The 23,926-nt window shown below is 64.2% G+C and carries 24 protein-coding genes; 5 read left to right on the top strand and 19 right to left on the bottom strand.

Annotated elements, in window-relative coordinates:
- Genes ACOOEX_RS12780 through ACOOEX_RS12760 form a run of 5 tightly spaced genes read right to left on the bottom strand, consistent with a single transcriptional unit; the run spans position 1 to position 5,431 of the window.
- On the bottom strand, positions 1 to 1,158 hold the full coding sequence (locus ACOOEX_RS12780; RefSeq protein WP_420395188.1) for an acyl-CoA dehydrogenase family protein: 1,158 nt from the start codon (positions 1,156 to 1,158) through the stop codon (positions 1 to 3).
- Positions 1,158 to 1,970, bottom strand: a complete 813-nt coding sequence (locus ACOOEX_RS12775; RefSeq protein ID WP_420395187.1) for an enoyl-CoA hydratase family protein — start codon at positions 1,968 to 1,970, stop codon at positions 1,158 to 1,160. The genes ACOOEX_RS12780 and ACOOEX_RS12775 overlap by 1 nt, the downstream gene beginning before the upstream one ends.
- Positions 1,954 to 2,409 carry a MarR family winged helix-turn-helix transcriptional regulator gene (locus ACOOEX_RS12770; RefSeq protein ID WP_420395186.1) on the bottom strand — a complete coding sequence of 152 codons (456 nt, stop codon included), beginning with the start codon at positions 2,407 to 2,409 and terminating at the stop codon, positions 1,954 to 1,956. The genes ACOOEX_RS12775 and ACOOEX_RS12770 overlap by 17 nt, the downstream gene beginning before the upstream one ends.
- On the bottom strand, positions 2,409 to 3,137 hold the full coding sequence (locus ACOOEX_RS12765) for an SDR family NAD(P)-dependent oxidoreductase (protein WP_420395185.1): 729 nt from the start codon (positions 3,135 to 3,137) through the stop codon (positions 2,409 to 2,411). The genes ACOOEX_RS12770 and ACOOEX_RS12765 overlap by 1 nt, the downstream gene beginning before the upstream one ends.
- Complete coding sequence (locus tag ACOOEX_RS12760; protein WP_420395184.1) at positions 3,134 to 5,431, bottom strand: bifunctional salicylyl-CoA 5-hydroxylase/oxidoreductase; 2,298 nt, start codon at positions 5,429 to 5,431, stop codon at positions 3,134 to 3,136. Before ACOOEX_RS12760 ends, ACOOEX_RS12765 begins: the two co-directional genes overlap by 4 nt.
- Positions 5,432 to 5,620: 189 nt before the next feature.
- On the opposite strand from ACOOEX_RS12760, the gene ACOOEX_RS12755 reads away from it, so the two are divergent.
- The 4 genes from ACOOEX_RS12755 to ACOOEX_RS12740 all read left to right on the top strand — a co-directional run bounded on the left by ACOOEX_RS12755 (position 5,621) and on the right by ACOOEX_RS12740 (position 9,600).
- Positions 5,621 to 6,457 carry a helix-turn-helix domain-containing protein gene (locus ACOOEX_RS12755; RefSeq protein WP_420395183.1) on the top strand — a complete coding sequence of 279 codons (837 nt, stop codon included), beginning with the start codon at positions 5,621 to 5,623 and terminating at the stop codon, positions 6,455 to 6,457.
- Positions 6,454 to 7,452, top strand: coding sequence for an ArsJ-associated glyceraldehyde-3-phosphate dehydrogenase (locus ACOOEX_RS12750; RefSeq protein WP_420395182.1), 999 nt, complete (start codon positions 6,454 to 6,456; stop codon positions 7,450 to 7,452). The genes ACOOEX_RS12755 and ACOOEX_RS12750 overlap by 4 nt, the downstream gene beginning before the upstream one ends.
- Positions 7,453 to 7,508: 56 nt before the next feature.
- Positions 7,509 to 8,693 (top strand): organoarsenical effux MFS transporter ArsJ, encoded by a 1,185-nt coding sequence (gene arsJ / locus ACOOEX_RS12745; RefSeq protein WP_420398371.1) that lies wholly within the window; start codon positions 7,509 to 7,511, stop codon positions 8,691 to 8,693.
- 154 nt (positions 8,694 to 8,847) lie between these two features.
- Positions 8,848 to 9,600 carry a sulfite exporter TauE/SafE family protein gene (locus ACOOEX_RS12740; protein ID WP_420395181.1) on the top strand — a complete coding sequence of 251 codons (753 nt, stop codon included), beginning with the start codon at positions 8,848 to 8,850 and terminating at the stop codon, positions 9,598 to 9,600.
- 2 nt (positions 9,601 to 9,602) lie between these two features.
- Here the strand turns inward: ACOOEX_RS12740 and ACOOEX_RS12735 are convergent, their stop codons facing one another.
- The 8 genes from ACOOEX_RS12735 to ACOOEX_RS12700 form a co-directional block, all read right to left on the bottom strand.
- A complete protein-coding gene (locus tag ACOOEX_RS12735) occupies positions 9,603 to 10,625 on the bottom strand; it encodes a histone deacetylase family protein (RefSeq protein ID WP_420395180.1) in 1,023 nt (340 codons plus the stop codon).
- On the bottom strand, positions 10,622 to 11,104 hold the full coding sequence (locus ACOOEX_RS12730) for a GNAT family N-acetyltransferase (protein ID WP_420395179.1): 483 nt from the start codon (positions 11,102 to 11,104) through the stop codon (positions 10,622 to 10,624). Before ACOOEX_RS12730 ends, ACOOEX_RS12735 begins: the two co-directional genes overlap by 4 nt.
- A 3-nt stretch (positions 11,105 to 11,107) precedes the next feature.
- Positions 11,108 to 12,034, bottom strand: a complete 927-nt coding sequence (locus ACOOEX_RS12725; RefSeq protein ID WP_420395178.1) for a 3-keto-5-aminohexanoate cleavage protein — start codon at positions 12,032 to 12,034, stop codon at positions 11,108 to 11,110.
- A gap of 6 nt (positions 12,035 to 12,040) precedes the next feature.
- Complete coding sequence (locus tag ACOOEX_RS12720) at positions 12,041 to 13,396, bottom strand: aspartate aminotransferase family protein (RefSeq protein ID WP_420395177.1); 1,356 nt, start codon at positions 13,394 to 13,396, stop codon at positions 12,041 to 12,043.
- A 4-nt stretch (positions 13,397 to 13,400) separates the two neighbouring features.
- Entirely contained in the window at positions 13,401 to 14,480 is a 1,080-nt protein-coding gene (locus tag ACOOEX_RS12715) for an ABC transporter ATP-binding protein (RefSeq protein ID WP_420395176.1), read from the bottom strand.
- A 63-nt stretch (positions 14,481 to 14,543) separates the two neighbouring features.
- On the bottom strand, positions 14,544 to 15,686 hold the full coding sequence (locus tag ACOOEX_RS12710) for an extracellular solute-binding protein (RefSeq protein WP_420395175.1): 1,143 nt from the start codon (positions 15,684 to 15,686) through the stop codon (positions 14,544 to 14,546).
- 67 nt (positions 15,687 to 15,753) lie between these two features.
- A complete protein-coding gene (locus ACOOEX_RS12705; RefSeq protein ID WP_420395174.1) occupies positions 15,754 to 16,545 on the bottom strand; it encodes an ABC transporter permease in 792 nt (263 codons plus the stop codon).
- Positions 16,545 to 17,411, bottom strand: coding sequence for an ABC transporter permease (locus tag ACOOEX_RS12700; RefSeq protein WP_071691375.1), 867 nt, complete (start codon positions 17,409 to 17,411; stop codon positions 16,545 to 16,547). The genes ACOOEX_RS12705 and ACOOEX_RS12700 overlap by 1 nt, the downstream gene beginning before the upstream one ends.
- Before the next feature lie 97 nt (positions 17,412 to 17,508).
- On the opposite strand from ACOOEX_RS12700, the gene ACOOEX_RS12695 reads away from it, so the two are divergent.
- On the top strand, positions 17,509 to 18,471 hold the full coding sequence (locus tag ACOOEX_RS12695) for a LysR family transcriptional regulator (protein ID WP_420395173.1): 963 nt from the start codon (positions 17,509 to 17,511) through the stop codon (positions 18,469 to 18,471).
- A 6-nt stretch (positions 18,472 to 18,477) separates the two neighbouring features.
- Here ACOOEX_RS12695 and ACOOEX_RS12690 read toward each other — a convergent pair whose 3' ends face one another.
- The 6 genes from ACOOEX_RS12690 to ACOOEX_RS12665 form a co-directional block, all read right to left on the bottom strand.
- Positions 18,478 to 19,962: an inorganic phosphate transporter gene (locus ACOOEX_RS12690; protein ID WP_420395172.1), complete on the bottom strand. Its 1,485-nt coding sequence runs from the start codon at positions 19,960 to 19,962 to the stop codon at positions 18,478 to 18,480.
- An 89-nt stretch (positions 19,963 to 20,051) separates the two neighbouring features.
- Positions 20,052 to 20,510: an NUDIX hydrolase gene (locus ACOOEX_RS12685; RefSeq protein WP_420395171.1), complete on the bottom strand. Its 459-nt coding sequence runs from the start codon at positions 20,508 to 20,510 to the stop codon at positions 20,052 to 20,054.
- A gap of 64 nt (positions 20,511 to 20,574) precedes the next feature.
- On the bottom strand, positions 20,575 to 21,255 hold the full coding sequence (locus ACOOEX_RS12680; protein ID WP_420395170.1) for a DUF4386 family protein: 681 nt from the start codon (positions 21,253 to 21,255) through the stop codon (positions 20,575 to 20,577).
- Positions 21,252 to 22,121: an SDR family oxidoreductase gene (locus tag ACOOEX_RS12675; protein ID WP_420395169.1), complete on the bottom strand. Its 870-nt coding sequence runs from the start codon at positions 22,119 to 22,121 to the stop codon at positions 21,252 to 21,254. The genes ACOOEX_RS12680 and ACOOEX_RS12675 overlap by 4 nt, the downstream gene beginning before the upstream one ends.
- A gap of 118 nt (positions 22,122 to 22,239) precedes the next feature.
- Positions 22,240 to 23,067 carry a class II fructose-bisphosphate aldolase gene (locus ACOOEX_RS12670; protein ID WP_420395168.1) on the bottom strand — a complete coding sequence of 276 codons (828 nt, stop codon included), beginning with the start codon at positions 23,065 to 23,067 and terminating at the stop codon, positions 22,240 to 22,242.
- The gene (locus ACOOEX_RS12665; RefSeq protein ID WP_420395167.1) at positions 23,064 to 23,918 is read right to left on the bottom strand and encodes a 5-deoxy-glucuronate isomerase; all 855 of its coding nucleotides are present in this window, start codon (positions 23,916 to 23,918) and stop codon (positions 23,064 to 23,066) included. The genes ACOOEX_RS12670 and ACOOEX_RS12665 overlap by 4 nt, the downstream gene beginning before the upstream one ends.
- Positions 23,919 to 23,926: the final 8 nt, after the last annotated feature.

Below are 23,926 nucleotides of genomic sequence, written 5' to 3'. Positions count from 1 at the left end.
TCAGCCTCCCGTGAATGCCGCCATGGCCTGGCGGGCGATGATGACTTTCTGAACGTCCGAGGCGCCCTCGTAGATGCGCAGCGCCCGGATCTCGCGGTAAAGCTTTTCGACGGTTTCGCCGGATTTCACCCCGTCGCCGCCATGCAGTTGCACCGCGCGGTCGATAACTTTCTGCGCCTGATCGGTGGAGAAAAGCTTGGCCATCGCCGCCTCCCGCGTGATCCGCGCCGCCCCGGAATCCTTGGCCCAGGCCGCGCGGTATACAAGCAGCGCCGCCGCATCAACATCCACCGCCATATCAGCGATATGCCCTTGAACCATCTGCAATTCGAACAGCGGTGCGCCCTGCACGTGGCGGGTGGAGACCCGCGCCAAAGCCTCATCCAGCGCCCGGCGGGCAAAGCCCAAGGCGGCGGCGGCGACGGTGGAGCGGAACACATCGAGCACCGACATGGCGATCTTGAAGCCTTCGCCGCGCCCGCCGATCAGCGCGGATTTCGGGATGCGGCAATCGCTGAAGCGAAGGCGCGCCAGCGGGTGGGGTGCGATTGTTTCCAATCTTTCAACAATCTCCAATCCGGGCGTGTCGGCGGGCATGACGAAGGCGGACAGGCCCCGCGCGCCGGGGGCCTCTCCCGTGCGGGCAAAGACCGTGAAGACATCGGCAATGCCGCCATTGGAAATCCATGTCTTTTCGCCGTTCAGAACGAAGTTGTCGCCATCCTCCTCCGCCGTCATCGTGGAATTGGCCACGTCGGACCCCGATTGCGGTTCCGTCAACGCAAAGCCCGCAATCGCCTTGCCGGTTCGGGTCAGCGGCAGCCACTCGGCCTTTTGCGCAGGCGTTCCAAAGAGCGATATCGCCCCGGTCCCAAGCCCCTGCATGGCAAAGGAAAAATCCGCCAGCCCGTCATGGCGTGCCAGTGTTTCACGGGCAAGGCACAGGGTCCGTACGTCGAACCGTTCGCCGTCGCCAGCAGCCGTGGGCATCAGCCAGCCATCCGCGCCAAGGGCCTTGACCAGCGTCCGGCAGGCCGCATCGGTGTCGCTGTGGTCCAATGCCTGCACTGCGCCCCCGGCCCACGCGTCGAGCGTCTCGGCCCAGTCCCGGTGCTTTGGCTCGAAAAACGGCCAGCCAAGGAAGCTGCGATCCGCCATCAATCCCCCCTGAACACCGGCTTTTCCTTGGCGACGAACGCCCGGTAGGCGCGCTCGAAATCCGCCGTCTGCATGCAAATGGCCTGCGCCTGCGCCTCGGCCTCGATCGCCTGATCGAGCCCCATGTTCCATTCCTGGTTCAGCTGCGTCTTGGTGATCCCATGGGCAAAGACCGGCCCCGCCGCCAACCGCTCCGCCAGCTCCATCGCCTTGTCTTCCAGCTGATCCGAAGGGTGCAGCGCGTTCCAGTAGCCCCAGGCCAGCCCTTCCTCAGCCCGCATGGTGCGGCCCGTGTAGAGCAGCTCCGCCGCGCGGCCCTGGCCGATGATCCGGGGCAGCATCGCACAGGCCCCCATGTCACAGCCCGCCAGCCCCACGCGGGTAAAGAGGAAGGCACATTTCGCCTCTGGCGTCGCCAGACGCATGTCGGAGGCCATGGTGATGATCGCGCCCGCGCCCACAGCCACGCCATCCACCGCCGAGATGATGGGCTTGCCGCAGCCGATCATGGCCTTGACCAGATCACCGGTCATCCGGGTGAAGGCCAGCAGCCCCTTCATGTCCATCTTGGTGAGCGGCCCGATAATGTCATGCACATCGCCGCCGGAACAGAAATTGCCCTCGTTCGAGGCAAAGACCACGACATCCACATCCTCGGCATAGACCAGCGCCCGGAACGTGTCGCGCAACTCGGCGTAGCTGTCGAAGGTCAGCGGGTTCTTGCGGTCAGGTCGATTGAGCCGCACCCGCGCCACGCGCTCGCGCACCTGCCATTCGAAATGCTGCGGTTTCAGGTCAGCCATTTTGGCCATCGCTCGCCTCCTCCACGCGGTGCAGGATATCCCGCAGCGCATCCAATTCCTCATGTCCCAGCATCGAAAAGAGGCGATCAACCTCGCCCCGGTGTTCCGTGGCCTGCCCCTCAAACACCTCGCGGCCCTTCTCGGTCAGTTCCGCCAGCACCACGCGCCGGTCGCCCTCGCCTGGGACGCGGCGGGCGAGGCCCTCTTTCTCCAGCCGTTCGACAACAGCCGTTGCGTTCCCGTTCGAGACCAGCAACTGACGGCTCAGCTCGCTCATCTTCATCGGCCCCTTCGCGCGGTGCAGCGCCGCCATCACGTCGAACCGGGGCAGGGTGGTGTCATGGTTTACCCGCAGGTATTCGCGCAGGTGGTTTTCCATCCCCCGCGTCATCCGCAGAAGGCGGATCCAGGTGCGCAACCGACGATGGGGCAGGTCGGTTTCGCGCATCAGATCTCACCGCCTGAGACCGACAGCGCATGCCCGTTCACCGAACTTGCGCCCGCTGACGCCAAAAACAACGCGGCGGCTGCCACTTCCTCGGGCGCGATCAGCCGCGCCATGGGGTTGCCGCTGGTGATCATGGAAATGGCCTTCTCGCGCGGCACGTCGAAGCGATCCATGACCGATTGCGCGGCGGCATCGGCCATTTCCGTATCGACGAAGCCGGGGCAGATCGCGTTGCAGGTGATGCCCGATTTGGCCACCTCCTTTGCGACGGACCGGACCAGCCCCAGCACCCCGTGTTTGGAGGCCGAATAGGGCGCGATGTTGGACCCACCCTGCAATGCGGCGGTCGAGGCAATGGCGATAAGCCGCCCGCCTTTGGGCATCACGCGCAGGCCTTCCCGGAAGGTCAGGAAGGTGCCCGTCAGGTTCACGTCCAAGGTCGCCTGCCAGTCGGCCAGCGACACATCCACCAGCTTGTTCGCGGTGCCCGCACCCGCATTGGCGATGACCACGTCGAAGGGTTGGTCGAAAAGCGCCGCGACCTCAGCCTCGTTCGTCACATCAGCGGTCGCGGTCTCGATCCCGACGCCCTCGGCGGTTTCCCGCAACGGCCCCTCGCGCCGCCCGGCAATCGTCACCGCATCGCCTTGCGCCGCAAAGGCATGGGCAATCGCGCGGCCGATGCCCGTGCCGCCCCCGGTGATCAGAACGCGCCGCTGCTCGGTCATGCGCGGATCTCCTCTTGGGCCTTTTTCTCTTGCAAGCGGTAGGCCTGGTCGCGGCCCGCAAGGTAGGGGTCGGGCCAGTGCACTGACGTGTCGTTCAATTCCACGGCGGCGTGCAGCGTCCAGTAGGGATCGGCCAGATGCGGGCGGGCAAGGCAGACCAGATCTGCGCGACCCGCCATGAGGATCGAGTTCACATGGTCGGTTTCAAAGATATTGCCCACGGCCATGGTCGGCATGTGCAGCTCATTGCGGATGCGGTTGGAAAAGGGCGTCTGGAACATGCGGCCATAGACGGGCGCGGCCTCCACGCTGGTCTGGCCTGCGGACACGTCGATGATGTCCGCGCCTACCTCATGGAACATACGCGCGATTTCAACCGCTTCCTCCGGGGTTATGCCCTCCGAACCGACCCAGTCATTGGCCGAAATCCGCACCGACATGGGCTTTTCGGCGGGCCATGCCGCGCGCATGGCAGCGAAGACCTCCAACGGATAGCGCATCCGGTTTTCCAGCGATCCGCCGTAGTCATCGCCGCGCTTGTTCGACATGGGCGAGATGAAGGAGGAAATCAGGTAACCATGGGCGGCGTGCAGTTCGATCATGTCGAAACCCGTGCGCTCGGCCATCTCAACCGAGGCGACGAACTGGGCCGTCACCGCGTCCATATCCGCGCGCGCCATCTCCTTCGGCACCGGGTTGCGGTCCGACCACGGAATGGCGGAGGCTGAAAGCGTTTCCCAGTTCCCCTCAGGTAACGGCGCGTCCATCTCCTCCCACCCCAGTTGGGTGGAGCCCTTGCGGCCAGAATGCCCGATCTGGCAGCAGATCTTGGCCTCCGTCTCGGCATGGACGAAGTCGACAAGCCTTGTCCACGCCGCCTCATGCTCGGGCGCATAGAGCCCCGGACAGCCCGGCGTGATTCGGCCTTCGGGGCTGACGCAGGTCATTTCCGTATAGACCAGCCCCGCGCCACCCTTGGCGCGTTCCGCGTAATGGACGAAATGCCAGTCGGTCGGGCAGCCATCGACGGCCTTGTATTGCGCCATGGGCGAGACCACGACGCGGTTTTTCAGCGCCATGTCACGCAGGCGGAAAGGGGTGAACATCGGCTTGCGATGCGGCGCATCGGCGGGCAACCCCGCCTGGGTCATGAACCAGCGTTCCGCGCTTTCCAGCCAGTCGGGATCGCGCAGACGCAGGTTTTCATGGGAAATCCGCTGCGACCGCGTCAGCAGGTTGTAATTGAACTGCACCGGGTCCTGATCGAGATAGCGTTCCACCTCTTCGAACCATTCCAGCGAATTGCGCGCCGCCGATTGCAGGCGCAGCACCTCGACCCGGCGCTCTTCCTGATAGCGCTCAAACGCCTCTTTCATCGTCGGTTCCGAATGCAGGTACTCGGCCAGAGCAATCGCGCTGTCGAAGGCCAGCCGCGATCCCGACCCGATGGAAAAATGCCCCGTCGCGGCTGCATCGCCCATCAGCACCACGTTGCCGTTGTACCATTTCTCGCAGATCACGCGGGGGAACTGCATCCACACGGCAGACCCGCGCAGATGCGCTGCGTTCGACATCAGGTCGTGGCCATCAAGGTGCCGCTCAAAGACTTTGCGGCAGGTCTCGACCGTTTCCTCCTTGGACATCTGCTCGAAGCCCCAGGCGTCCCAGGTCTCGGGCAGGCATTCCACGATGAAGGTCGCAGTCTGATCGTCGAACTGGTAGACATGCGCCCACATCCAGCCGTGCTCGGTCTTCTCGAAGATGAAGGTAAAGGCGTCGTCGAATTTCTGATGCGTGCCAAGCCAGACGAACTTGCACCGCCGCGTGTCGATATCGGGCCGGAAGACATCGGCATATTCATTGCGGACACGCGAATTGATCCCGTCCGTGGCAACGACCAGATCGTAGTCCTTGCGATAGTCCTCGGCGCTGCCGAACTCAGTCTCGAATTGCAGGTTCACGCCCAGTTCCCGCGCCCGTTCCTGCAACAGGATCAGCATCTGCTTGCGCCCGATCCCGGCAAAGCCATGCCCGCCGGACACGGTGCGGACCCCGTCATGCACCACCGCGATATCGTCCCAATAGGCGAAGTGATCGCGGATGGCTTGCGTGGATTTCGGATCGTTGGTTTCCATCCGTTCCAGCGCGTCATCGGAAAGCACCACGCCCCAGCCGAACGTGTCATTGGCGCGGTTGCGCTCCACCACCGTCACCTCGTGCGAGGGGTCGCGCAGCTTCATGCTGATCGCGAAATAGAGCCCCGCAGGACCGCCGCCGAGACAGATGATCTTCATGTGATCCTTCCCCAGATGTACCGCCGAGAGACTCGGGTCTGATCAGAGGCTAGCAAGGCGGAGATATATTTCAAGCTTAAAGTATCCAGCTTGAAATATCTCGCCTCTCAATGTGAAACTTTCATGAAATCAGCCGGATCGCGGGGCAGGGGGCTTGCGCGACTCATCTATTTCCGTATTTCACAAAATATGGAAAAAGAACTCGACCAGCTCTCCACTCTCGCCCATGGCGGCCGAAACACCATCTTCCGGCTGCTGATGCGCCGCTACCCCGACGCGCTTCCGGCGGGCGAAATCACCAGTGCGCTCGATCTTAAGCCCTCCACCGCCTCGGCCCATCTGGCGGCGCTGCGAGAGGCCGGACTGATCACCCAGACCCGTCAGGGCACTTCGCTTCTGTATCGCGCCGATACGGGCGCAGCACAGGGGCTGGTGGATTTCCTGTTCACCGATTGCTGCCGGGGCCGCCCCGACATCTGCCCGCCTGCCATGACCCTTCCCGCGAAAGGACACGGGACCATGCCTGACAAGACCTATAGCGTTCTCTTCATCTGCACCGGCAATTCCGCCCGGTCGATCATCGCCGAAACCCTGCTGCGCGACATGGGCGCGGGCCGGTTCACCGTCCATTCCGCCGGAACGCAACCCTATTCGGAACTGAACCCGCTCGCGGTCGATATGCTCGAACAGAAGGGCCACGATGTGACCGGCTTGCGCGCCAAGAACGTGTCGGAATTCCAGGGGCCGGACGCCCCCGCGCTCGATTTCGTCTTCACCGTTTGCGACCGAGCCGCGAATGAGGACTGCCCGCCCTGGCCCGGCCAGCCGATCACCGCCCATTGGGGCCTGCCCGACCCGGTCAAGGCGCAAGGCACCGAGGCGCAGCGGATGCTCGCCTTCCAGCAGACTTATGGGCTTCTGAAGAACCGCATCGCCGCCTTCACCGCCTTGCCCCTGGGCGCGCTCGATCGCGTGTCGCTGCAATCCCATCTCGACGACATCGCCTCCGAAGGAGAGACCGCATGACCACCTATGCCCTGAATGGCCTCGGCCGCATGGGAAAACTCGCCCTGCGCCCGCTTCTGGAACGCGGCGCGAAGATCGCCTGGATCAACGACGCCACGGGCGACCCGGAAATGCACGCGCATCTGCTGGAATTCGACACCGTGCACGGCCGCTGGCCCGCCGCTTTTTCCCATGACGCAGACAACATCACCATAGACGGCACTCGCCTGCCTGTGCTGAACGAACGCGCACTGGAAAACCTGCCGCTTGATGGCGTCGATGTGGTCATCGACTGTACCGGCGTCTTCAAAACGGAAACCAAGCTCGCCCCCTATTTCGCGGCTGGCGTGAAAAAGGTGGTGGTCTCCGCCCCGGTGAAGGACGGCCCCACGGCGAATATCGTCTTCGGCGTCAACAACCACGACTACGACCCGGCCCTGCACAACATCGTCACGGCGGCCAGCTGCACCACCAATTGCATCGCGCCTGTCGTTAAAGTCGTCCATGAAAAATTCGGCATAAAGCACGGTTCCATAACGACAATCCACGACGTGACCAACACCCAGACCATCGTGGACCGGCCCGCGAAGGATCTGCGCCGCGCGCGCTCCGCGCTCAATTCGCTGATCCCCACCACCACGGGTAGCGCGACCGCGATCACGCTCATCTACCCCGACCTCAAGGGCAAGCTGAATGGCCACGCGGTGCGCGTGCCGCTTCTTAACGCCTCGCTCACCGACATGGTGTTCGAACTGGAGCGCGCCGTCACGGTCGAGGAGGTCAACGCCGCCTTCAAAGCCGCGTCCGAGGGCGATCTGCAAGGCATCCTCGGCTATGAAACCCGGCCTTTGGTCAGCACCGACTACACCAACGATCCCCGCTCCACGATCGTGGACGCGCCCTCGACCATGGTGGTGAACGGCACGCAGCTGAAAATCTACGCCTGGTACGACAACGAATGGGGCTATGCGCATCGCCTGGCCGATGTGGCCTTCATGGTGGGGGAAAGCCTTTGAGCCAGCCGCAGGGCCTTGCCGCCTATATCGCGGTGACGGCGGCCTACTGGGCCTTCATGCTCACCGACGGGGCGCTGAGGATGCTGGTGCTCCTGCATTTTCACACGCTCGGCTTTTCGCCGGTACAACTGGCCTATCTCTTCGTGCTTTACGAGATCGCGGGCGTGGTGACGAACCTCAGCGCGGGCTGGATTGCCGCCCGCTTCGGCCTGACCTCGACGCTCTATGCGGGGCTGTCGCTGCAGGTCGTGGCGCTGCTGGCCTTGACGCAGCTTGACCCCGCGTGGTCCATCGCCGCCTCGGTCGCTTTCGTGATGGCGGTGCAGGGGGCATCGGGCGTGGCCAAGGATCTCGCCAAGATGTCGTCGAAATCGGCGGTCAAGCTTCTGGCCCCGAAAGGGCAAGGCGGCCTCTTTCGATGGGTGGCGCTACTCACAGGCTCCAAGAACGCGGTGAAGGGGCTCGGCTTCTTCCTCGGCGCGGCGCTTCTGGGCCTTGCGGGCTTCACCGCCTCGGTCCTGGGAATGGCGATCCTTCTGGCCGCGATCCTGCTGGCGGTGATCTGGCGCATGCCCCCCGGCCTGCCCACGGGCCGCAAGGACGCGAAGTTCAAAGAGGTCTTTTCGAAAAACCGCGATATCAACTGGCTGAGCTTCGCCCGACTGTTCCTGTTCGGCGCCCGCGATGTGTGGTTCGTGGTCGGCATCCCGATCTACTTCTATGCGGTCCTCTCGGATGGAACCGAGGCTGGCAACCGGATGGCCTTCTTCCTGATCGGCGGGTTCATGGCGATCTGGATCATCCTCTATGGCGCGGTACAGGCGTCGGCCCCGAAACTGATGCGCGCCGCAGACCGCTCCACCGGTCAGTTGATCCGCGCCGCAAGCCGTTGGGCCATGGCGCTGGTTACCGTCCCGGCCTTGCTCGCAGGTCTCACGGCCCTCGCGGATGCCCCGGCCCCGTGGCTCACTGCAACGGTGGTCGCGGGGCTGCTGCTCTTCGGGGCCATCTTCGCGGTGAACTCCGCACTTCATTCCTACCTCATCCTTGCCCTGACCAACGATGACCGGGTGACCATGGACGTCGGCTTCTACTACATGTCGAACGCGGCGGGCAGGCTTCTGGGATCGGTTCTGTCGGGGGCAAGCTACCAGATCGGCGGTCTGCCGATGTGCCTTGCCACGGCAGCCGGCCTGCTCGTCATCAGCGCGTTCGGAGCGGCCCGTCTGGGACAGCGCTGATTGCCCTTCATCTTGGCGAAACCGCCGTTCCGTATGCACAGGGGGTGTACGGGGGGTGTACAGGGGGTGTACGCATGGCACCCCCCGGTTTTCGCCCCTTGCACCCGCGCCGCGACCCCCTTAGGCCCGGGGCAGAACAAGCAAGGGCGGGCACATGGCCGAGCTGGCGCAATTCTGGATCGTGGCGGGGCTGGCGGCCTTCCTGATGGGGCTGTCCAAGGGCGGCGTGCCGATGATCGCGATCCTATCGGTGCCGCTTCTGTCGCTCTTCATGGACCCCGCGCTTGCGGCGGGTCTGCTGCTGCCGATCTACATCACAACGGACATCTATGCGGTCTACCTGTTTCGCAAGGCCTTCTCGGTCCGCAACCTGAAAATCCTTTTGCCTGCCGGGGCTTGCGGGGTCGGTCTGGGGTTTCTTGCCGTCTCCTACGTGCCCGGCGATGCCATCAAGCTGCTGGTGGCCGGGATCGCCCTGTCCTACCTGCTGCATTCCCTTCGGCGGCGCCTGTCCAAACGGGATTTTCCGCCCAAACCCGCCGATATGCCGCGCGGGCTGATCTGGGGGGCGCTGTCGGGGCTGACCAGCTATATCAGCCACGCGGGCGGCCCGCCCTACCAGGCTTATGTGCTGCCGCAGCGGCTCGACAAGCTGACCTATCTGGGTACCACCACGATCTTCTTTTCGGCTGTCAACCTTTTGAAAGTGCCGCCTTATATCGTCGCCGGCCAGATCACCTGGGACAGTTTCGGGCAGGCGGTCTGGCTCATCCCCTGCGCGCTTGCCGGGGCATGGAGCGGGGCGAAGATCGCCCGTCTGCTGCCCGAGCGGGTTTTCTTCCTGCTGGTCGAGATCGCGCTGGCCGGGGTGTCGGTCAAGCTGGTCTGGGAGGTTCTGGCAGGCTGATCTCAGCCGTCCAGGAAACCACCCAATACGCTGGTCAGATTCGCCCCGAGCCCCTCGCAGATATAGCCGCCCTCCTGCACGAACAGCACCGGCAACCCCGTTGCCGCGATTGCCGCGCCGATCCGGGCAAAGCCGGGCGTGGTGACGCCAAGCCCTTGAAACGGATCACCTTCATAGGCATCCAGCCCAAGCGCCACGACGATCACATCGGCCCCGAATGAGGCGATCCTGTCGAGGCCCGTATCAAGCGTCCGCAGGTAGTCGCCATCCCCGGTGCCACGCGGCAACGGCAGGTTCAGATTCGCCCCCATGCCCTCGCCTTCGCCGCGTTCCTGCGCATGGCCCCAGAAGAACGGGTAGAACCGCTCGGGATCGGCATGGATCGACACGGTCAGCACGTCGCCGCGCCGGTAGAACATGCCCTGCGTCCCGTTCCCGTGATGCACGTCCACGTCGAGGATGGCAGGACGCAACCCCTTGGTTCGCAACCGTTCTGCGGCGATCCCGGAATTGTTGAGAAAGCAAAACCCGCCCGCCAGGTCGGCAAAGGCGTGGTGCCCCGGCGGGCGCGACAGGACATAAGCCGCGCGCTCGCCGCCCGCGATCAGATCCGCCCCCGCGATGGCCGATTGCGCCGACCAGTAGGCCGCTTCCCATGTGCCTTCCGCAATGGGGCAGGCGGTGTCGGCCTGGTGGTAGCCCGCTTGCCCCACGGCGGATTTCGGGTAGCCGTCGGTCCGGTTTGCCGGGTGGATGTTCGGGATCACCTCCTCGCCCGCGCCGTCGATGCGCTGCCATCGGGGATAGATATGGCGCAGGAAGCTCAGATATTCCGCCGTGTGGACGGCGGCAATCGCACCGAGGCCCGCGTCGTCCGGTGTCTCGAAGACGCAGCCCGCCGCCTCGGCCCCCGCTTTCAGGATGTCGATGCGGGCGGGCTGTTCGGGGTTGGGCAGGATCGCCCCGTTCGCCATGAAATACCTGGGGTCGTGGCGCCATTGCCGCGCGTCGAAGATCGCTTTCATGCCTCACCTTTCAATTGTGCAAAGCCTGCGCCTGACAGGGCCAGCGTGCGCTGCCCCTCCATCGGTGCAAGGCCAAGTTTGGTATAGAATCCAATGGCCTCCGGGCTGCTGTCATAGACATCAAGCCGCAGGTACCCCGCCCCCCACAGCGCCCCGGCGCGCGCCGAGGCCGCCGCCAGCAACCGCCGCCCAAGCCCCGTGCCGCGCGCCTGCGCCGACACCCAGAGATCAGAAATATAAAGCCCCGGCATGCCTCGCACGGTCGAAAAGACGGGCGAGAACATGACAGCCCCCTGCGCCGTGTCCCCCGACAGCGCAAGCAGCGCATGGAAGGCGGGGCAGGGGCCGAACCCGGCCTTTCGCAGCGCCTCCAATGTCGCGCGATGCGTGTCGACCAGATCGTCCGAGAGCATTCTCAGCGCCCCGTCGAGCATCGGCAGGTCAGCCTCTTCCACGGGCCGGATCGTCACGTTTCCCATGGCTCAGATCGCCGTCCGGTCCGCGCCCTTGAGGTCCAGCATCTCGCGGGCCTCGGCAGGGGTGGCGACCTCGCGGCCAAGGTCTTCGACGATGCGGCGGATCTTGGCGACCTGTTCGGCGTTGGTCTTCGCCAACTGCCCCCGCGCGATCATCAGGCTGTCTTCCAGCCCCACGCGGACATGGCCACCCATGGTGGCCCCCATGGTGATCAGCGGCATCTGGTGACGGCCCGCGGCCAACACGGAAAAGGCGTAGTCCGAGCCGAAGAGCTTGTCCGCGATCAGCTTCATATGCGTCAGGTTTTCCGGGTCCGGGCCGATCCCGCCAAGTACGCCAAATACGAACTGGATGAAGACCGGGGCCTTGACCAACCCGCGATCCATGAAGTGGCGCAGCATGTAAAGGTGGCTCACGTCATAGCATTCGAACTCGAACCGCGCGCCACGCTCCTCGCCCATCTCGGTCAGGATGCGGGCGATGTCGCGCGGCGTGTTCTTGAAGACGAGGTCGTCGGAATTGCGCAGGAAAGGTTCCTCCCAGTCATGTTTCCACTCGCTGATCCGCTCCACCGCCGGGTAGAGCGCGAAGTTCATCGTCCCCATGTTGAGGCTGCACATCTCGGGCTCTGCCCGTTTCGGCGCGGCAAGGCGCTGATCGAGCGTCATCACCGCGCTGCCGCCGGTGGAGATGTTCAGAACCGCATCCGTCGCCTGCCTGATGCGCGGCAGGAAGCCCATGAAGTGATCCGCCTCTGCCGAGGGCTGGCCGGTTTGCGGGTCGCGGGCATGGAGGTGCAGGATAGACGCCCCTGCCTCTGCCGCGCCAACCGCGTGATCCGTGATTTCCTCTGCCGTGACAGGCAGATAAGGCGACATGGAAGGGGTATGGATAGAGCCCGTGACCGCGCAGGTGATGATGATCTTGGACATGGGGCCTCAGGCGGTTCTTGGCAGCTTGTGGTGGATTTCCTCTGTGAACTGCCTCAGCGACCGGTCCAGCATATGGGTGATCTCATCGAGATGCGTTTCCGTCACGATCATCGGCGGGCAGACGAGGATATGATCGCCCTCCGTCCCGTCACGGGTGCGGCGGGAATAGACGATGAGGCCGTTGTCGTAGGCGATCTGCACGAAGCGGTCGAAGGCGCGCAATTCGGCGGGCAGGGGGGCCTTGGTCTTGCGGTCTGCCATGAACTCGAAGGCCAGCAGCAGCCCCTTGCCGCGCACGTCGCCGATGATGGGATAGCGGTCCATCAACCCCTTCAGTCGCGCCTTGAGGCCCATGCCCATGACCTCGGCATTGTGGCACAGGTTCAGGCGGTCAATCTCCGACAGCACGGCAACCCCGGCGGCGCAGGCCAGCGGGTTGCCCGCATAGGTAAACCCGTGTTGGAACCCGCCGTCGTCCAGCACCGGTTCGACAAGGCGTTCATGGGCGACCATGGCCCCGAGGGGGACGTAGCCCGCCGCATACCCCTTTGACATGACGATGATATCGGGGGTGATCCCCCAATGGTCCCCGGCAAGGAACCTGCCGGTGCGCCCCGCGCCGGTCATGACTTCGTCCAAGATCAGAAGAACGCCGTACCGCGTGCAGATCTCTCGCACCCTCTCCATGTAGCCCGCAGGCGGGACAAGCGCGCCCGTGGACGCGCCCCCGACGGGTTCGACGATGAAGGCCAGCACGGTTTCGGGGCCTTCCTCGATGATCTTCGCTTCCAGCATGTCCGCGTAATGGTGGCCGGTCGCCTCCTCCTCGGGGTCCAGCCCGTCGAGATAGGCACGCGGGGCGGGCACCTTGGGCATCGCCTGCATCATCGGCTCGAACGGGCGGGTCAGCGGCGTGTAGCTGGTGATGGCGAGCGCCCCTATTGTGCAGCCGTGATAGCAGGGCGCGCGGCTGATCACCTTCCATCGGCGCGCCTCGCCCGTTGCCACCGCGTATTGCCGGGCAAGCTTCATCGCACTTTCCACGGCCTCCGATCCGCCGGACACGAAGAACACCTTATCGAGACCTTCCGGCGTCAGTTCCGCCGTCTTGGCGGCCAGCGTCTCCGACGCCTCGGTTTCGAAATGCAGTCGGTAGCCGAAGGTCGACCGCTCCATCTGACGGCGCATTGCCTCCAGCACATTGTCGTTGGAATGGCCGATATTGCAGACCATGGCACCCGACGACCCGTCGAGATAGCGCTTGCCCTCGGTGTCCCACATGTAGACGCCGCGCGCCTGATCAAGCACCGGCTTGCGCCCGCGACCCTGGTAGAACAGGTGGCTCTTTCCCTCCCCGGCCATTCTGTCAGGCCCCCGGCAGGGCGGCGCAGTCGCGCGGGCGGAACTGAATGGAAACGGAGTCGCCTTCCGCGAAGGGCCGTGTGTCGATCATGTTGATGGCCTGTAGCTGAGTGTCGCCGCTGCGCACGAAGTAACGCACGGCTTGCCCCTGGTAGTCTACGGTTTCGACGACAGCCTCGGCACTGATCTGGTCCGGGTCGGCCTGTCCTTCGGGCACCAGTTGCAGTTTCTCGGCCCGCAGCACCAGTTTCGCAGCGCCCGCTCCGGGCAGGTTCGGCGCTTTCTCCGCCGGAACCGGGATGGTGCCGAAAAGCGGCGTGTCCATCACCACGGTGCCATTCTGCCGACCGGTGCACTGGCCCGGCAGAATGTTGGAGGCACCGAGGAAATTCGCCACGAATTCGCTGGCGGGGGCATTGTAGACCGCCTCCGGCGGGCCGACCTGTTCGACGCGGCCATCGGACATCACCACGATCTGGTCGGACATGGCCAGCGCCTCGGCCTGGTCATGGGTGACGAAGATGGAGGTCACGCCGATGCGGTGCTGGATCTTCTTCAGCTCCACCCGCATATCCTCGCGCAGGTTGGCGTCAAGCGCCGAGAGCGGCTCATCCAGCAGCAGCACGTCGGGTTCGATCACGATGGCGCGGGCCAGCGCGATCCGTTGTTGCTGTCCACCAGAGAGCGCAGAGGGATAGCGGTCGGCCACATGGGGCAGTTGGACAAGCTCCAGCGCTTCGCGCACGCGGCGGGCGGCGTCCTCTTTCGGGACGTTCCTGTAGCGCAGGCCAAAGCCCACATTGTCGGCAATCGTCTTGTGCGGGAATAGCGCGTAATTCTGGAACACGATCCCGAGGTTGCGCTTGTGAATGGGCAGGTCGTTCACGCGGCGGCCCTTGATGGTGATCTCGCCGCCCGTGGGGTCCAGAAGCCCCGCGATCATACGCAGCGTGGTGGTCTTGCCGCAGCCCGAGGGGCCCAGAAGCGTCACGAACTGGCCTTCAGGGATTTCCAGCGACATCGGCTCGACGGCGGTGAAGCTGCCGAACTGCTTGGAGATATTGCTCAGGGTGACGGCGCTCACGAGGGGGATCCTTTCGGGAAAGGGGATGGGACGGCGCAGGCAGCGCCGCCCCGAGTGTCAGTCTCAGTATCCGCGCTGGACGCGGCTGAAGGTTTCCGACCATTCCTGTTCGTTGCCGTTCCAGTAATCGGGATTGGCAAAGGTCAGCCCAGACAGGGTGCCGGTCGGATCGAAGGCCGGTAGGGTCGGGATCTTATCGCCCAGATCCACCTGCGTCGGGTCGAGCGCGGGCGGATAGTTCTGCCCTTCGGCCACGGCGATGGAGGTCGCGGGTTCCAGCATGAAGTTCAGCAGCTCCTCGCAGGCCTCCATGGGCGAGCCCGCGATCACGAACAGGCATTCCTGCCAGCCGAACCCGTTGGGCGGGTCGATATAGCCGATGTCGTGGCCCTGTTCCTGCAGAGCGAAGATGCGGCCCGACCACGCCTCGGTCACGTGGATTTCTTCCTCGGCCATGAGGCTCATCAGTTCCGCGCCCGACGTCCAGTAGCGCAAGGCGAGGTCGCGGTGCTGGCGCACGGCGTCCCAGACGGCCTCGATATCGGTGATGTTGTTGGGATCCTGCCCGGTCTGCAACGCGCCGTACCAGATGCGCGTGCGCCAGTCGGCCCAGCCACCGATCTTGCCGGTATAGTCGGGGTTGATCAGAAGGCCTGCGCCCTGCGCCTGCGCTTCCTCGTCCGAGATATAGGCGCGGTTATAGGCGATGCCGGTGGTGCCATAGTCATAGGGCACGCAGGACAGCGACCCGCCGCTGATCGCGCGGAACGCGTTGGACAGGGCCGGGATGCAAAGCTGGAGGTTGGGGATGTTGGCCTCATTCAGTTCCACCGACAGGCCAAGATTGTGATAGCGCGCATAGTCGAACACGCCCGACAGGTGGGCGATGTTGTATTCGCCGGGTTGGCTGGTGCGCACGCGGGCAAGGTATTCGTCGCCGCCGCCGAAGGTGCCGTCGACCACCTCAATGCCTGTGGCCGCCGTGTAGGGGGCGAAGGCGTGTTCACGGAAGGCCTCGGACACAATGCCGCCCCACCCGTCGAAGCGGACCTGAGTCACCTCCTGCGCGTTGGCATAGCGGGCGAAGGGCGTCTGCACGCCATAGGCCAGACCCGCTGCGCCGATGAGGCCGAGGAAACTGCGGCGTTCCAGGTCGCCGTTCTGATAGCGCTCCAGAAGCCTTTGATAACGTGTGGTATTGTCCATTTTGTCGATCTCCCTGTTGGTGAGGTCTGGGTTAGGATTTTGGTACTCGGTTCTTGTTTTTATTGGGTCATTCCGCCCGGTCCCGCCGCATGGCGAGTTTCCGGGATATGGCCAGCCCGATCAGGGGCAGCCCGGCGGTGATCAGGATCATCAGCGTGCCAAGGGCGTTGATCTCGGGGCTGATGGAATTGCGCAGCATGGCGAAAATCTGGGTGGGCACGGTTTCCACGCCGCCCGGTTTCCAGAACAGCGTGCCGGTGATGTCGTCGAAGCTGATCGTGAAGGCGAACAGCCCGCCAGCGGCCACGGCGGGTGTCAGCAGCGGCAGGGTGATGGTGAAGAATGTCTGAATGGGCGAGGCGCCAAGGCTCATCGCGGCCTCTTCCACGTCGCGGCGGATGCCCACAAGGCGCGCCTGCACCACGAGGATCACGAAAGGCAGGGTGAAGATGACATGCCCGAACAGGAGCAGCGTGAAGCTCTTGTGGATGCCGAGGAATTGCAGGAACAGCAGCAGCGCAACGGCCAGCACGACCTCCGGCACCAGAATGGGCGCAATGAGGATGGTAGAGATCGTGTTGCGGAACGGGATGTCGTAGCGCACGAGCGCGAGGCTCGCCAGTACGCCCAATGTGGTGGAAATCAGCGCCGTCAGCGCGCCAAGCGTCAGCGAGGTGCGCAGGGCCCGCAGGATCGCCTCGTTCTGGAACAGCTCATCGAACCAGCGCAGCGAAAGGCCCGTCATCGGGAAAGACCCGAACTGGTTGGCGTTGAACGCCAGCAGCACCACCACCGCAATCGGCAGGAACATGAACAGATAGACCAGAAGGGTCCAGAACCGGATCAATGACCATCCCATCAGCCAAGCCCCTTCATCAACTGGCCGAGGCCGAGGAAATGGTTGTAGATCATCACCAATGCGCCAAGCACCGCCAGCAGCAGCAGCGACAGGGCCGCACCAAGGGGCCAGTTGAGCTGGATGATGATCGCCTCGTAGACGAGGTTCGCGAACATCGCGTCACGCGGCCCGCCAAGGACGGCGGGGGTGATGTAGGTGCCCGCGCCAAGCACGAAACACAGCAGGCTGCCCGCCGCGAGGCCCGGCAGCGACAGGGGCAGGGTGACTTGCAGAAAGCTCTGCCACTTCGTGGCACCGAGCGAGCCTGCCGCGTCCTCAAGTGTCTCATCGACGCCGTCGAGGCTGACATAGACATTGAGCACCATGAAGGGCAGCAGGAAGTGCACGAGGCCCAGGATCACCGTGGTTTCGTTATATAGCATCTGGATCGGTTCCGCCGTGATCCCCAGCCATTGCAGCGCGGTGTTCAGTGCGCCGTTGGTGCCGAGGATGTAGATCCAGCTCATGGTGCGGATGATGTAGCTGATCCAGAAGGGCAGCATCAGCAACAGCAACAGCAGCGCCTTGTTGCTTTTCGCGCGGGCGATGAAATAGGCCGCCGGGTAGCCCATCAATGCGCAGACCACCGTGGTGATTGCGGCGATGCGCAGGGTGGTCAGAAGGATGTCGCGATAGAAGCGGTCGGTCAGCGTGTCAGCCCAGTTGTCGAGGTAAAAACCCGGCTGCACATCGCCGACGGAGGTCCGCAGCCAGAAGGAATAGACCACGATGAACAGCACCGGTACGATCAGCAGAAGCGTGATCACCGTCAGCGTCGGTGACAGCAGGATCCAGGGTTGGCGGGCCTCGCGGGCTTCGATGGACATGCGCTTCCTCGGGTGCGGGATTGGCCTGAGCATGGAAAGCCGCTATGCATAGATCAAATAGATAATTGGTATTCTAACAATAGATGAGGTCTATGGCATGGAGGATGCGCGCCTTTCCCCGGACAGGATCCTGCGGGAACTGGACTGGAACCTGCTGCGCACATTCGTGGTTCTGGCGCAGTCGCGCTCGATCACCGATGCGGCGCGCAGACTGAATCTGGCGCAGCCCTCGGTTTCGGCCGCGTTGCAACGGTTGGAGGATCGGTTGGGCCGCAAGCTCATCGACCGCAAGCCGGGGCATTTCCGGTTGACCGAGGCGGGAGAGAGACTCTTTGCCGAGGCGCTGGATATCCAGGGCTCCATCCTGCGGCTGACGACGCTCATGCGCGACATGACCGACGAGGTGCGGGGCCATGTGCAGGTGGCACTGGCCAGTCACGTGGTCTGCCCGCTGCTCGATTCCGCGCTGGCGGAGTTCCACGCCGCGCATCCCAAGGCCACACTGACCTTCGATGTGCGAACAAGTGCCGAGACCATCGCTGCCGTGCGCGCGCGCAGCGCCAGTTTCGCGATCTGCCTCGTGCGCGACATGGACCCGAAACTGGAATATCGCAGGCTTTATCGGGAATTCTTTGGCCTCTTCTGCGGCCCGCCGCATCCACTTTTCGGCAAGCGGGGCCTGACCCGTGCGGACCTTTCGGGTCACAACACCGTCAGTTTCCAGACCGACCGTCTACAGGATGTGCTGAAACCCGTGGCCCTTCTTCGGGCGGAATCCGACATCGGGGAACAGGTGGTCGGCACGTCGAGCCACCTGGAAGAGGTCCGCCGGATGATCGTCGCGGGGCTCGGCATCGGGCCGCTGCCCGTGCATGTCGCGGCGCGCGATGTGCAGGACGGGCTGTTGTGGCGGCTGCCCCCCTATGACAACCCGCCCGCGGTCGATGTGCATGTGGTCTGGAACCCCCGGACCCGGATGAACCGGGCCGAGGAATCCTTGCTCACGCGGTTGCTCGACAAGATCGAAGCGACCCCGATCGAGGATCGCACCTATCGCTGACCCGCCTTAGCCGACAACCGCCTGAATGCCGAAGAACAGGACGGCGGACATGATCGCTGCCGCTGGCACCGTGATCACCCAGGCGGCGACGATGGTCATGAAATGCGACCGGCGCACCAGCTTGCGGCGGCGGCGTTCCTCGGGCGCGATGCGGTTTTCGTCGGGCATGTTTCCGCGCGCCAGGCGCAGGCGGCGTTCGGCGTCCCATTCCCGGAAGAAGCCCACGCCGAAGACCCCGCCCACGGCGATATGGGTGGAACTGACCGGCAGGCCGAGCCAACTGGCCACGATCACCGTGATTGCGGCAGACAGCGCCACGCAATAGGCGCGCATCGGGTTGAGCTTGGTAATCTGGCTGCCCACCATGCGGATCAGTTTTGGTCCGAACAGGAACAGCCCGAAGGAAATGCCGAAAGCGCCGATGATCATCACCCAGGTGGGAATGCTCACCGCCTGCGTGAAATCGCCTGACTGCGAGGCCTGCACGATGGCGGCAAGCGGTCCAACCGCATTGGCCACATCGTTGGCCCCATGGGCAAAGCTGAGCAGCGCGGCGGAGACCACGAGAGGAATGCCGAACAGGACCTTGAGTGACTTGTTGCGGTTCTCCAGCCCTTCGGACTGCTTGCGGATGACCGGGATCATCCCGAGCCAGGTCACGATCGCCACGCCAACCCCGATGGAAAGCGCCAGCCCAAGCGACACCCGCATCAGGTGTTTCAGGCCCTTGAGCGCCAGGTAGGCGGCGAAGGTGCCCGCCATGATACCGACCAGAACCGGCACCCATTTACGGGCGGCGGCGATCTTGTCGGGGGTGTAGATGATGTTGGCCTTGATGAACCACAGAAACAGCGCCGCGATGCCCCCGCCAAGAACCGGCGAGATCACCCAGCTGGCGGCAATCGCGCTCATCGTGGGCCAGTTCACGGCGGTAAAGCCAGCTGCCGCGATGCCCGCGCCCATCACGCCGCCCACGACCGAATGGGTGGTGGAAACCGGCGCGCCGACCCAGGTGGCGAGGTTCACCCAAAGCGCGGAGGACAGAAGCGCGGCCAGCATCGCCCAGATGAAGATCTCGGCGGTGACCATGGATTCCGGCTCGATGATGCCCTTGGCGATGGTCGAGACGACATCGCCGCCCGCGATCAAGGCGCCCGCGCTTTCGAAGACAGCGGCAATGGCAATCGCGCCCCCCATGGTCAGCGCATTGGCCCCCACAGCGGGGCCCATGTTGTTGGCCACGTCATTGGCGCCGATATTGATCGCCATGTAAGCGCCGAAGCCTGCGGCCACGACGACGATCATGCCGTTGCTGTCCTGCCCGAAGAAGATCGCGGCCATCAGCCCCGCCAGCACGATGAAGATCAGGGCGACACCCGGCCCGACCATCGGCCGCGCCACATAGCTGGTGGCGGATTCCAGGTAGGACAGCCTGTGCAGATCCCGGTCCAGTGTTTCAAGGTGACGGCTGTCGCCGGAATCGTTGCTCATGCCTCAGGCTCCCCTCGCTCTGCGGGACGGGCCTATGCAAGAGCGTGTCGCAAATCAACCGCCCTTGTTACAAATTCTTCGCAAAACTGTTACAAATCCCTCAGGATCGACTGAAGCTCCGGCTCGCGGACCATGTTGGCCGCTTCCGATGGCTCTACCCATGTTCGTTTGCGCTGATGCGCCTCGGGGAAGTCCTTGCGCATATCCTCGACCTCGACCGGGTAAACCAGTGTCTCGATCTCTATGCTCCAGCCCTCGTCGAGGTCCTTGTCATAGGTATAGGTGCCGATTGCGTTCCCATCGACCGAGCCCTTGCGCACTCCAGCCTCTTCCCAAGCTTCCTGAAGCGCGGCTTCACCGGCGTCCAACCCTTTGATGGGCCAGCCTTTTGGCAAGATCCAGCGGCCGGTGCCACGGCTGGTGACCAGAAGAACCTTTTTCCCCTGTTCGTCCGTGCGATAGCACAGCGCAGCCACCTGCAATCGCTTGGGGCGTTGCAGCATGGGATGGAGCACTTCGCTCCAGGCTTTCTTCAAAAAATCGACCATATTGGTTAAACGACTGCTCTGGCTTTTGTTTTTCTTGGGCTCGAAACCTTTACATAGGATAAAGCTATGGGGATTGCAAATCACGCCCCCGGGGGATGTGGCGCAAAAGAGCCAGACCTACCAGCAGAAACCACAGGATTGCTCCGACGCCGAACAGGGCTCCGGCCGGTTCGCCCAGGGCCGGAATGACGGTCAACAGGCCCGCCGCCCCGACCAGAGCCGCCAAAAGCGCCGTCACCCGGGGCAGGGCACGGGCCCGCAATGCCGCCAGCCCGACGCATAGCAGCCAGACGCCACCCGCGATTTCGTTGCCGCCGCCAAGCCCAAGCTCGACCGCGTGCAGCAGCGCCCAGGCCTCTGCGGCGGCCTCCGTGTCGGTTTGCGACAGGCTCAGGGCCGTCTCGACCGAGACATTGGCGATCATGCCCGCGCCAAGCACGAGCGCCGCCCAGATCAGCCCGAAGGCGCGGCTGGCTTCCGCCCATCCGGGAGTCGCTTTCCGCAACAGGTCATGGACAGCCAGAACCAGAAGGACGAGGGCAATGGCATTGGCAATATAGATCGTGCTGTTCCAGGCGATCAGCAGGTGCGGCTGTTCGGCGATGAAGGCCACAACCGCCTCCGCGTCGATCTGGTTGCTGCCAAAGCCAAGCGGGGCCAGCAGCGTCAGCAGCAGGGCAAATCCCGCGACATAGGTCAGGGCGCTGACAAGGGCAGCGAAGCCTCCGGTCTTGATCAGGGTCATGGGGTCATCCTTTCGCTGTTCGCCGAGAGGGTCAGAAAGTGGTCGGCCAGTCGTTTCGTGCCATGGCATTCGCCCACCATGTCGCCGCCCATGGCGGTCAGGAAGAACTGCGCCGGCCCGTGGACGCGCACGGGCGTTACCCAGGGCAGCAGGCGGAGCGCGGCCCGGCGCAGGGCATCCGGCAGGCGGGTGATGCGCGCGGGCCGGTTCAGCGCCGCGAAGGCCAGCCGTGCTAGGGCCTCATGCGTGAAAATCTCGGGCCCGCCCACGTCCAGCCAGTCGCGCCCCGCCGCGATCGCCTCGGCTGTCGCGGCGGCAAGGTCCGCGCCGTGGATCGGGTTGAGCCGGTGCTGACCGTCCCCGAACAGCCACGCCCGCCCGGCCTGCGCCATCGACAGGAAATCGCCCATGTCCGAGAAATAGCCGGAGGGCGCGATCACGGTCGAGGCCACGGGGCTGGCCCGAAGCCGGTCCACAAAGGCGGCCTTGGCCGCGACCAGCGGTACATGGGGCATGCGGTCAGCATTCAGCACGTGGATATAGGCGAAGCGGTCCACGCCCGCGCGCAGCGCTTCCTCCAGCAGGTTGGCATTCGCCTGATAATCCACGTCGCGATAGGTCAGCCCGTCGGTCTGGCGGGTGATGCCGAGGGCAGAGATCACCAGGTCGACGCCCTCCATGCAGCCCGTCAGCGTCTCGGGCCGGGTGGCTTCGGCATGGACCAACTCGGCGGGAAGGTCGGTATCGCGGCGCACGAGGGCGCGCACACGCCAGCCACGGCGCGCATATTCGGCGGTAAGGTGCCGCCCGAGATAGCCGGTCGCACCTGCGATGAGGACGGTTCTCGGGGCAAGGGCTACGGTCATGGGATGCTCTTCTCTGGCTAGGTCGGGATCAACCTAGTCAGGATGGCTGCGTATCGCCATGGCCGCTCGTATCAGCCTCATGTCCATTCGTTTCACTCGGGTCCGTTTTGGCGGCCTGTCAGGGGCGAAGCCCCCTAATGACCGCCTGCGCGGCCTCGCATAGCGGGTCGTGCAGGGCCGAGAGGATGGCGATACGGTCGTAGACTTCCGGTTCCGTGGCCAGCCTCTGGCGGATGGTTGCACCGAAGACCTGCCTCAGTTCCGTGCCGATATTGAACTTGCAGATACTGGTTCCGGTGGCGAGGCGGCGGCGCTGATTATGCGGCACGCCCGATCCGCCATGGATGACCAGCGGAGTTTGGGTCAGGGCCGCGATTTCGGCGATCCGCGCCTCGTCCAGCCCGTCGCCCGCCGAGGTCTGCAAGTGGGTGTTGCCCACGGAGATCGCCATCGCATCGACGCCGGTGTCCCGCGCGAACCGCGCCGCCTCCTGCGGGTCGGTCCCGCGAGAGGCTTCGCCCGCCGCATAGCCCACGAAGCCGATCTCGCCTTCGCAACTGACGCCTGCCGCATGGGCCAGCTCCGCGATGCGGGCGGTGGCGGCGATGTTGTCCTCCAGCGACAGGCGAGAGCCGTCGAACATGACCGAGGTGAAGCCTTCCGCGATGGCGATCCGGCAGTCCTCTTCATCGGTGCCATGGTCCAGATGCGTGACCACGGGGACCGACGCGCCTTCTGCCAGTTCCCGGAACATCGCGCCCCAGACGGGCAGGGGGGTATGGGCCCGTGCGCCGGGACCGGCTTGCAGGATCAGCGGCGCGCCCTCAGCCTCCGCCGCGGCCACATAGGCGCGGGCGTCCTCCCAGCCAAGGCACACCACGCCAGCGATCGCATAGCCACCCGTCAGGGCCGGTTGCAGAACCTCCGACAGCGTCGCGCGGGTCATTTGAACTTAGCCACCATGTCCATGATGCCGGGGATGGTGTGCAGCTGCTCGGCATGGGTGGGCTGGAAATACTGCTTCAGGCTGCGCTGGCTGAGCCCGCCGAGGATGGTGAAATAGTACATCTCGTAGCCCGGCAGAGCGCAGCAGGGATGATAGCCCTTGTCGATCAGCACCGTGGACCCATCCATGATGTGATAGGCGTCCCCCGGTTCGTTATCGACCCGCTGCAGCATTTGCAGGCCTGAGCCGTAATTGGGTTTGAAGCGGAAGTTGTAGCATTCGTCGTGACGGGTTTCGATCAGTTCCTCGCTGTCGTCGCGCCGGTCGGTATCGTGCTTGTGGCTGGGAAAGCCCGACCAGCCGCCCGCGCCGACGGTGAACAGCTCGCTGACCAGCAGCCGCCCGACCCTGTCATGATGGCCCGCACCCAGAATATGCTTGATCTTGCGGTGCGTCTTGGTGTCGTCCGACCCGTATTGAACGAGGTCCAGCTCCCCCTTGCGCACGGCGAAGGGTTTCAGCGTCTCAGCGTATTTCGCACCTGCGATGAAAGTCTCCGTGTCGGTCCGGGCGGTGATCCTGCAACCGATATCGGTCGGCACATAGACGCCCTCCGGCTCCCCGTCCCAGACATCCGCGCCCCGGTTGCCGATGTCGGTGAAGGTTTCGCCTCCGCATTCCACGGTCACCGTGCCGGTCGCAGGCACGACGCAGGTCTCGTAGCCAGCCAGCCGATAATCGAATGTCTCGCCGGCCTTCAGCTTGACGATATTGAAATAGGTCAGCGGCACATGGGCGTCATCCACGTCTACTATGGCCTTGTTTTGATTGTCGAACGGGGGGATGTGCATTGCGATAT

The organism is Nioella sp. (assembly GCF_965215655.1).
Lineage (GTDB): Bacteria > Pseudomonadota > Alphaproteobacteria > Rhodobacterales > Rhodobacteraceae > Nioella.
This window is presented reverse-complemented; position numbering and strand designations above follow the sequence as displayed.

Bases quoted from the DNA above. Each gene is read 5' to 3' on its own strand.
- ACOOEX_RS12720 (WP_420395177.1), bottom strand. From the start codon at position 13,396: ATGGCCGGGGAGGGAAAGAGCCACCTGTTCTACCAGGGTCGCGGGCGC.
- ACOOEX_RS12675 (WP_420395169.1), bottom strand. From the start codon at position 22,121: ATGACCGTAGCCCTTGCCCCGAGAACCGTCCTCATCGCAGGTGCGACC.
- ACOOEX_RS12765 (WP_420395185.1), bottom strand. From the start codon at position 3,137: ATGACCGAGCAGCGGCGCGTTCTGATCACCGGGGGCGGCACGGGCATC.
- ACOOEX_RS12705 (WP_420395174.1), bottom strand. From the start codon at position 16,545: ATGGGATGGTCATTGATCCGGTTCTGGACCCTTCTGGTCTATCTGTTC.
- ACOOEX_RS12775 (WP_420395187.1), bottom strand. From the start codon at position 1,970: ATGGCCAAAATGGCTGACCTGAAACCGCAGCATTTCGAATGGCAGGTG.
- ACOOEX_RS12760 (WP_420395184.1), bottom strand. From the start codon at position 5,431: ATGAAGATCATCTGTCTCGGCGGCGGTCCTGCGGGGCTCTATTTCGCG.
- ACOOEX_RS12690 (WP_420395172.1), bottom strand. From the start codon at position 19,962: ATGAGCAACGATTCCGGCGACAGCCGTCACCTTGAAACACTGGACCGG.
- ACOOEX_RS12700 (WP_071691375.1), bottom strand. From the start codon at position 17,411: ATGTCCATCGAAGCCCGCGAGGCCCGCCAACCCTGGATCCTGCTGTCA.
- ACOOEX_RS12780 (WP_420395188.1), bottom strand. From the start codon at position 1,158: ATGGCGGATCGCAGCTTCCTTGGCTGGCCGTTTTTCGAGCCAAAGCAC.
- ACOOEX_RS12740 (WP_420395181.1), top strand. From the start codon at position 8,848: ATGGCCGAGCTGGCGCAATTCTGGATCGTGGCGGGGCTGGCGGCCTTC.
- ACOOEX_RS12680 (WP_420395170.1), bottom strand. From the start codon at position 21,255: ATGACCCTGATCAAGACCGGAGGCTTCGCTGCCCTTGTCAGCGCCCTG.
- ACOOEX_RS12735 (WP_420395180.1), bottom strand. From the start codon at position 10,625: ATGAAAGCGATCTTCGACGCGCGGCAATGGCGCCACGACCCCAGGTAT.
- ACOOEX_RS12725 (WP_420395178.1), bottom strand. From the start codon at position 12,034: ATGTCCAAGATCATCATCACCTGCGCGGTCACGGGCTCTATCCATACC.
- ACOOEX_RS12665 (WP_420395167.1), bottom strand. From the start codon at position 23,918: ATGCACATCCCCCCGTTCGACAATCAAAACAAGGCCATAGTAGACGTG.
- ACOOEX_RS12670 (WP_420395168.1), bottom strand. From the start codon at position 23,067: ATGACCCGCGCGACGCTGTCGGAGGTTCTGCAACCGGCCCTGACGGGT.
- ACOOEX_RS12770 (WP_420395186.1), bottom strand. From the start codon at position 2,409: ATGCGCGAAACCGACCTGCCCCATCGTCGGTTGCGCACCTGGATCCGC.
- ACOOEX_RS12755 (WP_420395183.1), top strand. From the start codon at position 5,621: ATGGAAAAAGAACTCGACCAGCTCTCCACTCTCGCCCATGGCGGCCGA.
- ACOOEX_RS12685 (WP_420395171.1), bottom strand. From the start codon at position 20,510: ATGGTCGATTTTTTGAAGAAAGCCTGGAGCGAAGTGCTCCATCCCATG.
- ACOOEX_RS12710 (WP_420395175.1), bottom strand. From the start codon at position 15,686: ATGGACAATACCACACGTTATCAAAGGCTTCTGGAGCGCTATCAGAAC.
- ACOOEX_RS12750 (WP_420395182.1), top strand. From the start codon at position 6,454: ATGACCACCTATGCCCTGAATGGCCTCGGCCGCATGGGAAAACTCGCC.
- ACOOEX_RS12730 (WP_420395179.1), bottom strand. From the start codon at position 11,104: ATGGGAAACGTGACGATCCGGCCCGTGGAAGAGGCTGACCTGCCGATG.
- ACOOEX_RS12695 (WP_420395173.1), top strand. From the start codon at position 17,509: ATGGAGGATGCGCGCCTTTCCCCGGACAGGATCCTGCGGGAACTGGAC.
- arsJ (WP_420398371.1), top strand. From the start codon at position 7,509: ATGCTCACCGACGGGGCGCTGAGGATGCTGGTGCTCCTGCATTTTCAC.